The organism is Enterococcus sp. C63, from assembly GCF_040887215.1.
Taxonomy (GTDB): Bacteria; Bacillota; Bacilli; order Lactobacillales; family Enterococcaceae; genus Enterococcus_B; species Enterococcus_B hirae.
This window is the reverse complement of sequence record NZ_JBFOFI010000002.1, coordinates 256,624-271,053: the sequence shown is the minus strand read 5'-3', so window position 1 is coordinate 271,053 and position 14,430 is coordinate 256,624. Positions and strand designations below refer to the sequence as shown.

12 protein-coding genes and 1 pseudogene are annotated in these 14,430 nt (G+C 37.0%); 1 reads left to right on the top strand and 12 read right to left on the bottom strand.

The genetic code is table 11. The annotated features are described in order from the left end of the window. Nucleotides 1-3 precede the first annotated feature (3 nt). The 5 genes and pseudogenes from AB3H90_RS03870 to AB3H90_RS03850 form a co-directional block, all read right to left on the bottom strand. Nucleotides 4-1,302 carry an MBL fold metallo-hydrolase gene (locus AB3H90_RS03870; protein ID WP_368016218.1) on the bottom strand — a complete coding sequence of 433 codons (1,299 nt, stop codon included), beginning with the start codon at nucleotides 1,300-1,302 and terminating at the stop codon, nucleotides 4-6. Further along, on the bottom strand, nucleotides 1,286-2,104 hold the full coding sequence (locus AB3H90_RS03865) for a carbohydrate ABC transporter permease (protein WP_053765872.1): 819 nt from the start codon (nucleotides 2,102-2,104) through the stop codon (nucleotides 1,286-1,288). Before AB3H90_RS03865 ends, AB3H90_RS03870 begins: the two co-directional genes overlap by 17 nt. After that, nucleotides 2,104-2,988: a carbohydrate ABC transporter permease gene (locus tag AB3H90_RS03860; RefSeq protein ID WP_368016217.1), complete on the bottom strand. Its 885-nt coding sequence runs from the start codon at nucleotides 2,986-2,988 to the stop codon at nucleotides 2,104-2,106. Before AB3H90_RS03860 ends, AB3H90_RS03865 begins: the two co-directional genes overlap by 1 nt. Next, nucleotides 2,988-4,063 (bottom strand): annotated as a pseudogene (locus AB3H90_RS03855) (ABC transporter ATP-binding protein). Before AB3H90_RS03855 ends, AB3H90_RS03860 begins: the two are co-directional and overlap by 1 nt. Before the next feature lie 365 nt (nucleotides 4,064-4,428). Beyond that, complete coding sequence (locus AB3H90_RS03850) at nucleotides 4,429-5,826, bottom strand: glycoside hydrolase family 1 protein (RefSeq protein ID WP_368016216.1); 1,398 nt, start codon at nucleotides 5,824-5,826, stop codon at nucleotides 4,429-4,431. 396 nt (nucleotides 5,827-6,222) lie between these two features. Between AB3H90_RS03850 and AB3H90_RS03845 the strand changes: the two genes are divergently transcribed. Further along, nucleotides 6,223-6,636: a hypothetical protein gene (locus AB3H90_RS03845; RefSeq protein ID WP_207430688.1), complete on the top strand. Its 414-nt coding sequence runs from the start codon at nucleotides 6,223-6,225 to the stop codon at nucleotides 6,634-6,636. Between the two features lie 742 nt (nucleotides 6,637-7,378). On the opposite strand, the gene AB3H90_RS03840 is transcribed toward AB3H90_RS03845, so the two are convergent. From AB3H90_RS03840 to AB3H90_RS03810, 7 genes are all read right to left on the bottom strand, one after another. After that, nucleotides 7,379-8,083, bottom strand: a complete 705-nt coding sequence (locus AB3H90_RS03840; protein WP_010719925.1) for a deoxynucleoside kinase — start codon at nucleotides 8,081-8,083, stop codon at nucleotides 7,379-7,381. Between the two features lie 22 nt (nucleotides 8,084-8,105). Continuing rightward, entirely contained in the window at nucleotides 8,106-8,546 is a 441-nt protein-coding gene (locus tag AB3H90_RS03835; protein ID WP_010719926.1) for a nucleoside 2-deoxyribosyltransferase, read from the bottom strand. Next, nucleotides 8,546-9,121, bottom strand: a complete 576-nt coding sequence (locus AB3H90_RS03830; RefSeq protein ID WP_063626655.1) for a TIGR00730 family Rossman fold protein — start codon at nucleotides 9,119-9,121, stop codon at nucleotides 8,546-8,548. The genes AB3H90_RS03835 and AB3H90_RS03830 overlap by 1 nt, the downstream gene beginning before the upstream one ends. Before the next feature lie 1,321 nt (nucleotides 9,122-10,442). Next, nucleotides 10,443-11,447, bottom strand: a complete 1,005-nt coding sequence (locus AB3H90_RS03825; RefSeq protein ID WP_081127806.1) for a sugar kinase — start codon at nucleotides 11,445-11,447, stop codon at nucleotides 10,443-10,445. A 19-nt stretch (nucleotides 11,448-11,466) separates the two neighbouring features. Next, nucleotides 11,467-12,207, bottom strand: a complete 741-nt coding sequence (locus tag AB3H90_RS03820; protein WP_010719929.1) for a KDGP aldolase family protein — start codon at nucleotides 12,205-12,207, stop codon at nucleotides 11,467-11,469. Between the two features lie 20 nt (nucleotides 12,208-12,227). Further along, nucleotides 12,228-13,334: a DgaE family pyridoxal phosphate-dependent ammonia lyase gene (locus AB3H90_RS03815; RefSeq protein ID WP_178306145.1), complete on the bottom strand. Its 1,107-nt coding sequence runs from the start codon at nucleotides 13,332-13,334 to the stop codon at nucleotides 12,228-12,230. Beyond that, the gene (locus AB3H90_RS03810; RefSeq protein WP_368016215.1) at nucleotides 13,318-14,430 is read right to left on the bottom strand and encodes an amidohydrolase/deacetylase family metallohydrolase; all 1,113 of its coding nucleotides are present in this window, start codon (nucleotides 14,428-14,430) and stop codon (nucleotides 13,318-13,320) included. Before AB3H90_RS03810 ends, AB3H90_RS03815 begins: the two co-directional genes overlap by 17 nt.

The window sequence follows — 14,430 nt, the reverse complement described above, 5'->3', positions numbered from 1 at the left end:
CTCTTATAAAATAATTTGTTCGCCACGTTTTGGCAAAATTCTTTCTCCATAAGGATTGACTAATTTCTCAGGTTTTAACGTATGGATCGGCACTAACACTTTTGGTTGTATCTTGTCGATGATTTCAGCTAAATCAGCTGGAAATGCGTGTCCAGACAGCGATAATCGAACAAATTCAACTTGCTTTTCAGCTAAAATCTTTAAAAAGACAGCATATTGTGGATCAAAATCTCCCAATGGTTGGGCATCACTATGAATGTATAAACCTCCTCCTTGCAAGTTTTCTATATTATCAACGACTTGCCAAACAAAAGTTGTTTCATCGTTGCGTAAAACTTCGTAGGGATATTCTAATTCTGACTGAAGAATCGGAATGACTGGACTATCCGTTAAATAGTAATAGGGCACATCCATTCCTAGGACTTCTTTCATTAATGCAGCCATATTCGCTTCTAAAACCATCGTTCGCGGGGATTGTTTCACCAGCATTTCAAAGCGTTTAAGGTTTGCTGGGTACCCATTGAAAGTAATTTGACGATTAGGATATTGATCGACCAGTTCACAAAAGCGCTGCACTAGCTCTTCTTCCGTAGCAATTGGCGTTTGTTCGCTTATTTCTCGGTCAGGAAAACTGATGCTGACGCCTTCCATCATCAATAAGTCAGTCTGAAATGATTTTTGACAAAACGTTTCTGTCATTTGCCGGTCATATCCATGAAGACGCAAGTCACCAGTGTAAGTCAAGAATCGGTCAGGCGTTTTGATTAGTAAAGCAGCTGCACCATACGCATCATGATCGACTGGTAGAATCTCCACACTGATTTCTCCGATCTGGACAGTTTCATAAGGAGATAATCCATTCATTTCACGTATAAACCCTTCTTTTTCAAAAGGAGAAGGAATCAAGAAATCGTTGTTTCGATGAAGGGAATGTAAGATTTGCTTCGTTTCATTTAAAGTGTATAAAGGAATTGCTGGATCAAGATAATTGATCATTTTTGAATGATCCAAATGAGCGTGAGATAAGAAAACGGCTGTATGCTGATACGGCTCTCTTTCTCCTGCTTGTATGTGCTGTACTTGATCAAACAGCCTTGGATCATATAATCCATTCAAGTCAGGAATCAATCGATGTTCAAGCAATGTATTTAAAGATTCATCAGCTAAGTCTAATTCTGGACGGTACTCTGTGCCAAAATCAAAAAAGATGTGTGAATCGCGGTAGGCAACTTCAATGATCGTTCCACCGATCGTTAAGATTCCGCTATGGAAAGTAATCACTGTTTTATCCTTTGATTCCATTTTTCGCCACTCCTCGTATAATTTCTTTTCTAAAAATCAAATAAATAATCAAAATCGGGATAACTGTTAACGTCGCCGCCGCCATTTGTAAATGAACGTCACTCCCACTTTCAGAGGTAAAAGCAGCTAAACCATTATTTAACAGGCGGAATTTTTTCTCGTTCGTCACAAGCAGTGGCCATAAAAATGAATTCCAACTTGAAATAAACGTCAAGATACCCACCGTGACTAATGCTGGTTTAGACATCGGCACTAAAATTTTCCAAATATACTCTAGATCACTGGCACCATCGATTTTAGCTGCTTTATAAAAGGTACTGGAAATACTCTTTAAATACCCGTTCAAATAATAAATATAAAAAATACTGGTCAAGAAAGGAATGATCAATGCACTATAGCTGTTTAGTAATCCCATTCGTGAAATCGTATTGTAATTCGTAAAAATAATGGACTCATAAGGAACCATTAGTAATGAGATCATGATTCCGATAATCAATTTTTTAAAACGAAATTCCAGACTTGTTAACGCAAAAGCCGCTAAAACAGATGTGATGACTGTAGCAATCGTAGTTACTAACGAAACAAAGACGGTATTGAAGAAATAACGTAAAAATGGCGCTTTTTCAAATACCTCCGTATAATTTCCCCATTGAAATGATGTTGGCAGTATGGTTGGCGGAATACTCGTTGCCTCACTATATGTCATCAACCCAGCTAAAATCATATAAATAAATGGAAAAATCGTTACGATCCCTAAAATTCCGATAAATAGCAATGAGAGTCCTGTAACAACTTTTTTCATCATCTTCTCCCTACTTTCTTCAACAATTTATTTTGAATAAATGTGATCAGTAAAATGACGAGGAACAAAATGACCGTCGCCGCCATAGCGATCCCTGGTCGACCAGCGATGTGGAATTTATCGTAAATATAAAAGACCGCTGTCGTAGCACTTTTGGCGATCCCTGGCTGCCCACCAAACAAAGCATAGACTTGAGTATAGACTTTAAACGCTCCGATGATATTGACAGTCAACAAGAAGGTGATCGTTGGGATCAATTGAGGAAACGTGATCCGACTAAAAATCTCCCAAGCATCTGCTCCAAACATTCGAGCGATTTTATAATGCTCTTCGTCAATATTTCTTAAACCAGCCAATAAGATAATGATATTGAATGCGAGACTGGTCCAAACCCCAAAGATGATCAACGTTGTCATACTCATCGAAACATTATCTAACCAATTGATTGATTCAAATCCTAAAAAATTCAGCAAATAATTAATGAGCCCATAGGACCCGTTGAAAAAATAGCGAAAGACGATCCCGATAGCAATCGTACTTGTCACATAAGGCATGAAAAAAATCGTTTCAAAAAAAGTCTTATGTTTCACTTTTTCAAAGATCACCCAAGCGATTCCCAGTGAAAGGAGCAATGAAATAGGAACAACTGTAAAAGCAAACAATGCGGTGTTTCTTAATGCTTTGATAAAGACTGGGTCTGACAACACACGCTGATAATTCTCAATTCCTGCAAATTGTTGATTGATTAAGGAGCCTTTTTGAAAGCTCATCGCTAGTGAACGGAACAACGGATAGATACTGAACAAAACAATAATGACCAATGATGGCAGTAAGAAGAACCAAGCTTTCGGTTGATTTTCTGGATCATATGCTTTTTTGAACATTAGTACACCCGCTCCCCTTCTTCATTGAAAAGAAACATTTTATGGTACTGAAAATCAAAAGAGAGTACCGTATCTTCCTCGATGAGCTTTTCAATACTAACGATCGATTTCAGACGTTTCGCAGCGAGCGAAAAATTCAAAATCTGTTCACGTCCGATCAATTCAACTCCAGAAACTTGTACTTCGAACAATCCGTTAGTCGTTGGAAAAACGTCTTCTGGTCGAATCCCTAAGATATATTTTCCATCCACTAATGGTTTTCTTAATTGAGCGGATTCCAGTTTCGTCAGAGGAATTTGAAAATCCGTATGGCTGATTTTCCCTTCACGAACATTGACCTCGACCGGTAACGTATTGATGATCGGGTTACCGATAAAATTGGCAACAAAAAGGTTAGCCGGGTCTAAGTATAAATTCTGCGGAATATCATTTTGTTGAATCACACCTTCATTCAGTAAAATGATTTTGTCACTAATCGAAAGTGCTTCTTCTTGATCATGCGTCACAAAAATCGTAGTGATTCCAACTTCTTTTACCAAACGACGGATTTCTTCTCGTATCTTTAATCGCAAGCGTGCATCCAAATTACTTAAGGGCTCGTCTAATAATAAAACTTCTGGTTTCTGGACTAAGGCTCGTGTAATAGCCACACGTTGTTGTTGTCCACCTGATAAAGTCCCTGGTTTTTTATCTTGGAGTTCTTCGATATTCGTTAGTTTCATATATTCCTGTGATATTTTTTTAGCTTCCGCTTTTTTGATTTTATTTTCGCAACCGTCAATGGAAACATAATATTCTCAACCACAGTCATATGCGGGTATAAAGCATAATTTTGAAATACAAAACCAATATTCCGATCTTTCGGTTCCGTTCGTACCACCGACTCTCCACTAAAACGAATGTCCCCATGACTAGGGCTTAATAACCCCGCAATCAAATTCAAAATCGTTGATTTTCCACAACCACTAGGGCCAAGCAAACAAACCAAATCCCCTTTTTCGATTTGAAAATCAACAGACTTCAGTGCTTCAAACCCATTATCGAATACTTTCTTCAGATTGATAACCTCAATCATTTTTCATAGCCCCTCACGTAATAAAATTTCTTTTTACAGGTGTTAATAATTTCTACCTTATAATCAATGCTAACGCTTCTATGTGTAGATTGATTTAATTCTGTGTAAATATCTTGAAAAGAAAACCATCTGCTCACACTTCCTCCAAAAAAGATAACGTTCGTATTTTAATCATATAGAAACGGTTACAATTGATAAAAACTAAAAAAATCACTTAAAAAGCATACTTACTTTATAAAGATATCGAATAACATTCTTTATTTATATACATTCAAAAGCGTTTTCATTGTATTCTAATTTTTCAAACAAACAAAAATATTCCTCTTGACCGTTTATTAAACGGAGCAAGAGGAACGTTGACTTTTTTATATTGTAATTTGGTTGGTATCAGATAGTTTTTTAAACCAGTGACCAGATTTTTTGATTGTCCGTTTACCATCATTCGCTAAATCAACGGAAATAAATCCATAACGATTTTTGTAAGCATTGGTCCACGACCAGTTATCCATACACGTCCACATATGATACCCCAAGCAATTAGCACCTTCTTCGATTGCTTGGTGAACATATTTTAGATGTTCTTGGACAAATTCAATGCGATAATCATCGTGGATCATCCCATCTTCTTCGATAAAACGTGCTTCATTTTCAACACCCATACCGTTTTCAGAAATGAAACAGTCAATATTACCATAATGGTCTCGAACATTGATTAAGATATCATAAATTCCCTTTTCATAAATTTCCCAACCACGATAAGGATTCATTTTACGATTTGGCATTTCATAATTATCAAAATAATCTTCTGGCATTGGTCCATTTTCATGATCAATCGGTGTTTCTTTTGCTTTGACCCTTCTTGGTTGGTAATAATTGATCCCTAATAAGTCAATGGTATTTTCTTTAATGATCGCTAAGTCATCTTCTTGCATCGCTGGTACCATGTCTAATTCTTTCACAATGGCGATCAATTCTGGTGGAAACTCACCTTTAACTGCTGGATCAAGAAACGAACGATTAAAAAAGGCATCAGCTAATTTAGCTGCTTTGACATCTTCTGGGTTGTTTTCATCCCGAGGATAGCTTGGTGTTAGATTCAAAATGATTCCGATTGAACCATCTAACGCCATGGAATGATACGCTTTGACGGCTAATGCAGAAGCCAGCGCTTCATGATAGCCTACTTGGATCGCCTTTTTCATATCGGACTCTTCCGGGTAATGCCAACGGTAAAGATACCCAGCTTCAACTGGCACGATTGGTTCATTATGGGTAAACCATTTTTTGATTTTCGTCCCAAATAATTCAAAACAAATCTTAGCATATCTTTCATACGCTTCAACCGTTTCCCGATTGAGCCATCCGCCTTTTTCTTGCAAAGGCATCGGCATATCAAAATGATATAAATTCACAAATGGTTCAATGCCATTAGCGATCAATTCATCGAAATACGAATGGTAAAAATCAACAGCTTGTTGATTCACTTCGCCAGTCCCTTCAGGAATCAGGCGACTCCATTGGATCGAAGTACGAAAACTATTGTGTCCAGTTTGTTTCATTAATTGAACGTCTTCTTTATACTTCGTGTACACTTGTGATGTCTTTTCAGGACCTACTTGATCAAAGAACTTTTCTGGTTCTTGGCTAAACCAATAATCAAAAATATTCTCTCCTTTACCATCGCCAGCAACACGACCTTCTGTTTGCGGGCCACTTGCGGCTGATCCCCACCAAAAATTACTTGGAAATTGATAATTTGTCATCCACTCACACCTTCTATTAAAGAGTTCAGTTTATTTGCTAAATAATACTTGTTCCCTACTCAATATAGCAAACGTTTACACCAGTTACAAGTTAATTTAGCAAACGTTTTATTTAGTTGAAACGACTCGTACACCCCTACTTCATTTGCTGTACTGAGCAAACCAGTCCTTTTGAAGGGGAGTTGACATCTGTAAAGAAATGAGATTGAATAGAAGAGACATAAACACCTTTTTTCAATGGAATAGACAAAAGCTAGTATTCCTAAATCTTATAATAGAAGCTATGCTAATTTATTAGTCACAGTAAACGCAACGACAGAAACCCAGCCAACTTGGTTGACTAGAGGATTCACACCGTTTGTAGTTAAAGCTGTATCATACAATGGAGGAAATATTTTGAAGAAATTAGTCATCATGGTTCTTTCGCTTGTCAGCTGTTTTACTTTATCAGGATGCAGCCTATTCGGTGGCTCCGGTAACTCAGCAGACCAAACGACAGATTCATCGACTCTACAAGCTGAAAAAGAGGATATCAGTAACAGTAACTATTCATTAAAAGTCCGCAAAGACATGAATTTAGTCAGTGGGCAAATCATTTTTAGCGACCATAAAATGGAATGGACACGTACCTATACAGGAACTGAAAAAGATACCGCAAGTACTTCTCAAGAAAAAACAGTACTCAATGATATCAAGATCAAGACCGAAGCAGACACTTATACCATCTCTGGTAAAGAAGTATCCGTTACCTTCAAAAAGATCGGAAACTACCGAATCGAAGATCAGGACGGAAATATTTATAGTTTGTAAAAGACCTAAAAAGACCGACTTGACCTGATCAGTAAAGGAAAAACTTTTAGAACAGCTTTTATTTTTGAAAATACTTGCAACTGTTCTGGCTGTTTTCTTGTCACTTCGTACAAAAAAACGAGAGCTGACATGGCTCACTCGCTAGGAATTAACCGGAATTAAGAGAAATTGTTAATTTCTCTTAATTTTTTTGTTTCTGCCATTTCTTTCTGGTATATTGGGTAAGCACAATGTGATAAAGGAGAAAAAAATGAGTATATTTGATAGTCATGATTATTGTACTTGTACAACCAGTAAAAATATTCATACCGAATTTAGTGATCAAGGAAGCTTAAGTATTTGCGATCACTGTCATAAAACTGTAAAAGATTCATTTAAGTCATTTGAATCCTATACGAAAGAAAGACATGCGGATGTTTTAACTGTTAAATAAAGTCTCGGCCTTATTTTGTATAAGTATGGCAGGATACCAATAGGTCAAAAGATTTGAAGATGTCAAAAGACACGTTCAAATCTTTTGATCTATTTTTACTATCTTTTTCACTTAGCCAAAAACAGCTTTTTCCTTGATAAATTGATTACTATCGAACTGTGTTCTTTCGAATCATGGCTTTTCAGGAACCGCTCTATCAAAAACAAGCTGGAAAACCTCCAAATCGTTTCGACTATCTTGGAGGTTTTCCAGCTTGTTTCTTAAAATGAACGATGTCATCATCTTTTTAAAATGGAACATTATGACTGTTTACTGACCCAGTCCTTGTCCTTTTGCATGTTGATTCTCAGTAAAGTATTTCCCTGCCTCTACATCGCTTAATTCTGCTAATTTTTGTTGGATTTGTTCAATGACCTCTTTTGCATGTTCTGGCTTTTCAACAAAATCGAAGCGGTCACCATCGATTTGAATCTTCGGACAAACATCAAAATCTTCATACCATTGATCATAACGTTGATTTAAAGAGCGATAATAGTCATAAAGTGTCTCATCACTTTCCAGCTGTTCATAATCACGACCCCGTTTTTTGATGCGATCCAACATTGTATCCAAGGACACTTTGATATGAACCATCAAGTCTGGACGTTTCTTAGGAGCAACATCATCTAACTCGTTAAGCATCGTATCCAATAAATTATCATATTGTTGCACTTCAATATCGGTCACTCGACCTAGATCTGCATTTAAATGAAATAGCAGGCTATCTTCATAGATCGAACGGTCTAACACGTTATCATCATCCACTAAAGCATTTTTCATCGCTAAAAATCGTTTATTCAAAAAGAAAATTTGCAATAAAAAAGCATACTGTTCTGGATTTGAATAAAAAAGTGGTAACACTTCATTATCCTCAACACTTTCATAAAATGGTTTTGAGTCGATTTCTTTTGCAAGCATATCTGTCAAACTGCTTTTTCCTGCACCAATCGTTCCTGAAATTAATATCACTGACATGCAATCCTTCCTCTTTCTATTTCTATAAGTACTCGCCTACGTATTTCGTTACTGGTAATGTTTTAAAATCGTAGTCACGTACTTCGTCAACTGTTTTTAAATAAGTATGCAAACTTTGAGTAATCATCAAATTAGTTGGAACAGTCTCTTCTTGGAAAACAATCATTGGTTTTTTCATCATTGTCGCTGCCCCTAATTCATAAGCTGTCCCTGGATCAATGATTTGATGTTCATAATCTAAAATAGCTACTACGTAATCAGCTGCTGTTAGTTCTGCCATATCTTTTTCATAAACTTCTTGTGCCCAACCTGCACTAAACATTTCATAATTACTTTCTTGATGATGTCTTGGTGAATAAAAACCAGTCACCGTTGGATTTTCTTCCAATGCTTTTTCGATACGAGCAACACGCTCGACTTGCTCCTCTGAAAAGAATGGACCTGCTAAATAAATTTGACTCATTAATTTGCCTCCTCTAATAATTGTTGTGTTTCACTTACTTCTGCGCGTAATAAATCGACTAGTTCTAATGGGTTATTTGAAAAAAAGACGTAATCCAGCCATTTGGCATCCATAAATTCTTCTTTGGCAAACGTTTCTAATAACGTCTTTAAACCTTCATAATATCCTCCGATATCTAAAATACCAATCGGTTTCTTCGCTGTTAAATCAATGGCCATCCAAGATAAAAGTTGAGAAAACTCTTCTAAGGTTCCCAATCCTCCAGGAAAGATCAAAACAGCATCTCCTTGTTCAAATAACAATACTTTTCGTTCGTCGATTGTCTCGGTAGGAATAAAAGTTGTTACATTTGTATTCGGTAACTCAGAATCAAAAAGCCCTGTTGGATAGATACCAGTGACTTTCCCATTGTTTTCTAGTAAAGTCTGACTGAAAACTCCCATGATACCCGATTCTGATCCACCATAAACCAGCTCAATCTCTTCTTGAGCCATATATTTTCCTAACGTTTGGGCAATAAATTTATAGCTTTCTTTATTACCAAAACGGGAGCCACAAAAAACTGTTAGTTTCAAAAAAACACATCCCAACTCAAAAGTCTAACTTCATTTTACACTTGTTTTTTTAAAATAAAAGACTAGATTTTGTGATTTTTTAGTGGTATATAGGAAAACAAACACTATATCTAGTGTTTGTTGGCGAATATTTTTTTAATCTTTTTTATTTTAAAAAAACATTAAATAACATAAATGTTTAAATTTGAAACGACTTTCTTAATTAAGAAAGCTTGCTTTCATCGTGTTCTGACAATAACATTCACTCATTTAACGAGAATCTAGCATCATTCTTTTCTCGAAAAAAATTTGATAAAATAATTGTTATGTTTCATTATCTGTAAATGTTTCGCTAAAAATTTTATGTACATGAACTCCCCAATCAAATGTTTTCTTGAATTGTTCTATTTTCTGATATTCATCACATTTTGACAACCAATAAGAAAGACCAACTTTTTATCTAATAGCAAAAAAATAAGCCAATACTTGAAAGAAAATCTACATTCCTTCAATATATCGGTTTTATCTCATGGTACGACGGCTCACTCAATTATTGTTCTGATCTTGAAAAACGATAGAAACAGCCAAATGCTTTTATTCTAAAACATGTGCTTTTTTATGTTCCTTGAAAAAGCCAAAACCAACATTGACACACTTTACTCGCCCAAGTAAACTCTCCCCTATTTGTTGCACTTGCTATCTTCATTTTACTCGTTATCCTCAGGTGTATGTTTTTGGATAAAAAAATGGACTGGACACATCGTATCCAATCCATTTATGGCACAGTAAATAAAACACATGTAGTTCATCTATTTTTCTCATCAAAAAAGGTAGATTTCTCCTTTAAGATTCGATACAATAAACGAAGTTGATGGTTTCCATTGACTATGGCAAACTTGATTGGTCAATGTGGTTGACTTTTTCAAGACCTCTGTTTCTGGCTGCCACTAGAAATGGAGGTGCCTTTTTTTATTTGGCTGTTTCTATCTGTTCCTTATAATACTGATCGCTTACGTGGTAGTCAAGATAAAACGAAAACCTACAAAAAACTGTACTGTTTTTCTCCCAGATTTTTGTCAAAAATATTTTTCCTTCTTTTAGACCCTAAAAACAACAGAGAAAGTTAGCGATCTAAAACGACCGCTACAGTTGCAACTCTATTCAATCATTTCTGGATTTTTACCTTCTGCTTGATAAACTCTTGGCTGATCTGCTATCTACTAAAAGCTAACTTTTAATATTTCAGACGATGTCAAAAAGTCTCGAAACACTGATTCCCGTTTCAAGACTTTCTTAACGCTCCGATGCATTTTATTTCGTCAATTCATCACAAGACTATTTCTTAGCGAATCAAATCGACATCTGGCGCATCTAGTAATTGTTGAACCTGTTTTCTAGTTGTGAGCGGAACATCTCCTTGGATTGCATGAGCCAAACGAGCATTTCCTGTTGCAAACTCGACGGTTCTAGTCATTGACCAGTTTTCCGCATATCCTAATAATATCCCAGCCGCAAAAGCATCCCCTGCACCAATTCGGTCTAAAACAAATAACTCGTAAAAAGGTGTTTCAACGTCTTCTGTGACGGTTATCAAATATCCTTTTAATTGTTTTCTTCCTTCATGGCTGGTTCGTTTCGTACCAGCAAACCATTCGATGTCATAATAAGCTAAAAAGGATTGGATATAGGCGATAGGATTTTTCGTTGAATCGCTTGTTCGCCATTCTAATAATTCCGTCAAATCACGGATCGAGCCAAATAAAATCGTACAATAAGGTAAAATTTCCTCATAGCGTTGTTTCAAGATGTTTCTTTGATCTTGTTCCTGGTTCAATGTTGGCCGAAAGTTGAAATCAAAACATACTTTTTTTCCCTGAGCATGAGCTTTCTTGGCAAGAGAAATCGCTGTTTCGGCACACTGATCAGACAAACTCAAACTGATCCCGCAAATATGCACAAGATCTACTGTTTCAATAAACGCCTGTAATTCATAGTCATTTTCTTGAGACAATCCAAAAGAACTATGTTTTCGATTTTGGTAAGTAACTTCAGTAGGACGAACACCATACCCCATTTCTGCGAAATAGGTACCGATATGTTGTTCTTGTTGGATTACATACTTCGTTTCAACACCGATACTTTTTAAGTTAGCTAATGCAGCACTGCCTAAGCGATTATCGGGCAGAGCCGTCAATAGATAACTCTCCATATCAAAATGGGCTAGATTACCAACTAGATTCACACCTGTTCCGGTATATGCCAGTCTTAATGTATGGGTTTGTTCTAGCATCAAGTGTTCTGGAGGTGTCAATCGCAACATCACTTCTCCGAATGCCCCAAATTTCATTTTCTCACCTTTTTTCATCTTAGCTGACAACTTTTTTCATGATTTGTAGTAATGTCCGGACATCCTCTGGCTTCGTATTGCCCGTTTCAGGGTCAATAATCGAGCTGTAGACATGAGGAATAATCTTTTTCACCTTGGCATCGACAGCGATTTGAAGGATCTCTTCAAAGTTGGTTAAATCAATTCCTCCTGTTGGTTCTAATGCAAAATCATAAGTGGCACAAGCTTGCGCTACCGCCTCATACTCTTTTTGATGTGCTAACCCTTTCATTGGAAAATACTTGATTGATGTTCCTCCCATATCTTGCAGTAAGCGAATCGCTGTTTCAATCGTGACTACGCCTGCTGTACCTTGAGAACTTAAAGGACCGGTTGCAATATTGACATACCCTTCTTTACCTGTTGGTGAAACTAATCCATTGACCACTGTTTCATTTTGACCTAACACAGCTCGTGAAGCACCCACTCCAGTAAATACTTGGTTCACATGTTGTGGTTGCAAGACTTTTGCCAAACGAGTCACCATTTGACTCTGATTTGGATCACCTGCTCCCAAGCCAACTGATAGCGCATTATTCGTTGCTGCTTGATACTTTTTCATGTCAGCAATAGCTGCTTCGTCTGTTTCATAGTTTTTTGAAAGCACCCCTAACAAAATATGTCCTTCAGCTGCTTCATAACACTCCACTGCATTTTCAACAGAATTAGCTAAAACATTCAAACAAACTTGATCGTGTAAATAGTTAGGAATTCGTGACATTTTTTTCTCTCCTTTTTCACTCAAGATAATTTTGTTTCATTCATGATTTCTTGCAGGCGAATAATGATTTTTTTCATTTCTTCTTGATTGACCGAACGTATGTCAAATTCAATGATACCATGATTCGCTTGATAATCTCGTGTATAGACTGCTGGATTTTTTTCTTTTAGTGCCTGAATAACTGAATGTGCAGAACGATCACTGATTTTAACACTCGCTCGATAAATCTCTCGACCAGCTGGATCTTGAACAATAGTTGCTGACAAATGATCAATGTGATTCAACTCTTCAACAAATGGTTGTAAACGGCGCTTCATTGACTCACCAGATTCACTGCCATGTTCAAGATAATCGGTGACCGCTTGGGTAAATCCTAAAATATTCTCTTTACCGATTTTCATCGAACGACCGATCCCTTTTGATTGTAATCGCACCCATGGTATATAAGGATTCTTTCCAATCACCATTCCTGCACTTGGACCTTCGATCGCCTTTGCACCCGAATAGATCACTAGGTCCGCTCCTAGTTTAGTGTATTTGAATAAATCCTCTTCTGCTGCTGCATCAACAATCAACGGGATTTCATGTTTTTGAGCAACTGCTACTGCTTCTTCTACTGACAACATACTTTTTTGAACCGTATGGTGACTTTTGACATAAAGAATCGCTGCGGTATTTTCAGTGATACAGCTTTTAAGATGTTCAGAGCTACACATATTGGCATAACCTGCCTCGATCACTTGCCCCCCACCTTGTTGAATCATTAATTCAACGGATGTGCCGTAATCAACATTGTGTCCTTTGGGTAAAATAATTTCCTTTTTCTTGATAGTTGTTGAATAAGGATGATAAACATGAGTTAAACTTCCTTTGCCAATAACCGCTGCCACTGCTTGAACAATACCAGCAGAAGCACAAGAAACGATCTGAACATCCTCAACTGCTAAGAGATTCGCCAGATAAGCACCCGTTTTTTCACTCAGGTCTGACATTTCAAAAAAATGTTCGCCGCCAAAGCGTTGCGCTGCCAAAACAGATTCCGATACTTTGGAAACACCTAAAATCGTCATCCGGCCTGAAGCATTGATCACTTCTTTTAAATTGAATTTATCATAACTTACACTCATAACTCTTTCCCCCAATAACTACGCTAACTGGTTTGATTTGTTGATCGATCACTTGCTGTTGTCCATTCGAGTCAGTAATCGTCTTTTCTTGGTCAACAAATTCAAATATTGTAAAATCCGCATCAAAACCTACTTCTATCTGACCTTTCGTTCCTAAATGAAAATTTTTAGCCGGCACACAAGTTACCTTTTCTAAAATTTCTGACCAGGAATAGCCGATAAAATGCAATTTTTCCATCGTTGTCGCTAAATCGTAAACGGGGCCGTTCTTTCGATTACGAATATAGATATCCGTGCTAATAGAGTCCGCTTTGATTCCTTGGTCATAGGCTGCTTTTGCCACCTCAAAATTAAAACTGTCGGTGCCATGACCAATATCGAAAATCACCCCTTTGGCTAAGGCATCTTTGACAAACGGTTTAATCTGATGAGTTTCTTTCTCCATAATCCCGTTATCTTTCCCATTAAAACAATGGGTCAAGATATCGCCTTTTTCCAGAAGCTGCAAAATTTCTTCTAAATGTGGTGGGGCAGAGCCAATATGCACCATCAAAGGAATCTGTTGATTCTCTTTTTGAATTTTTTTCGCCCATTCCAGCGGTGTCAATCCATTATTCCCAACCACGGTTTTGCTCATTCTGGCTTTGATTCCCACGATAAATTCTGGAAATTCAGTTAATTTTTCTTTGACCAAATCCGCCTGTATCTTGGTTAAATCAGCTAATTCATCTTGTTCTACGATGCCCCACTTTGAAATATTCAACAAGGCATATACATTGGTTTTAGCTTTTTTTGCTCGTTCATAAAATTGATGGATATTTTCGGCACCTGTTGTTCCTGCATCGATAACCGTTGTTACCCCTTTACTCACACCAATCTGGTCTGGGTAATCATAATATAAAGTCATTTCCTCAAAACAATGGACATGGTCATCGATCCAGCCAGCAGAAAGATAGTGCCCTGGCTGCAACGTTTGTTCTGTTTTTCCTTTTTCTGGGATACTTGTTGCGATTTTCTGGATTTTTCCATTATTGATCCCAATATCCATTGTTTCGCCAGTTAATCTACGAGCATTTCTGATCACTAAATCGAACAT

Bases quoted from the DNA above. Each gene is read 5' to 3' on its own strand.
- AB3H90_RS03815 (WP_178306145.1), bottom strand. From the start codon at position 13,334: ATGAGTGTAAGTTATGATAAATTCAATTTAAAAGAAGTGATCAATGCT.
- AB3H90_RS03835 (WP_010719926.1), bottom strand. From the start codon at position 8,546: ATGAGTCAAATTTATTTAGCAGGTCCATTCTTTTCAGAGGAGCAAGTC.
- AB3H90_RS03840 (WP_010719925.1), bottom strand. From the start codon at position 8,083: ATGTCAGTGATATTAATTTCAGGAACGATTGGTGCAGGAAAAAGCAGT.
- AB3H90_RS03820 (WP_010719929.1), bottom strand. From the start codon at position 12,207: ATGTCACGAATTCCTAACTATTTACACGATCAAGTTTGTTTGAATGTT.
- AB3H90_RS03810 (WP_368016215.1), bottom strand. From the start codon at position 14,430: ATGTTCGATTTAGTGATCAGAAATGCTCGTAGATTAACTGGCGAAACA.
- AB3H90_RS03870 (WP_368016218.1), bottom strand. From the start codon at position 1,302: ATGGAATCAAAGGATAAAACAGTGATTACTTTCCATAGCGGAATCTTA.
- AB3H90_RS03825 (WP_081127806.1), bottom strand. From the start codon at position 11,447: ATGAAATTTGGGGCATTCGGAGAAGTGATGTTGCGATTGACACCTCCA.
- AB3H90_RS03865 (WP_053765872.1), bottom strand. From the start codon at position 2,104: ATGAAAAAAGTTGTTACAGGACTCTCATTGCTATTTATCGGAATTTTA.
- AB3H90_RS03850 (WP_368016216.1), bottom strand. From the start codon at position 5,826: ATGACAAATTATCAATTTCCAAGTAATTTTTGGTGGGGATCAGCCGCA.
- AB3H90_RS03860 (WP_368016217.1), bottom strand. From the start codon at position 2,988: ATGTTCAAAAAAGCATATGATCCAGAAAATCAACCGAAAGCTTGGTTC.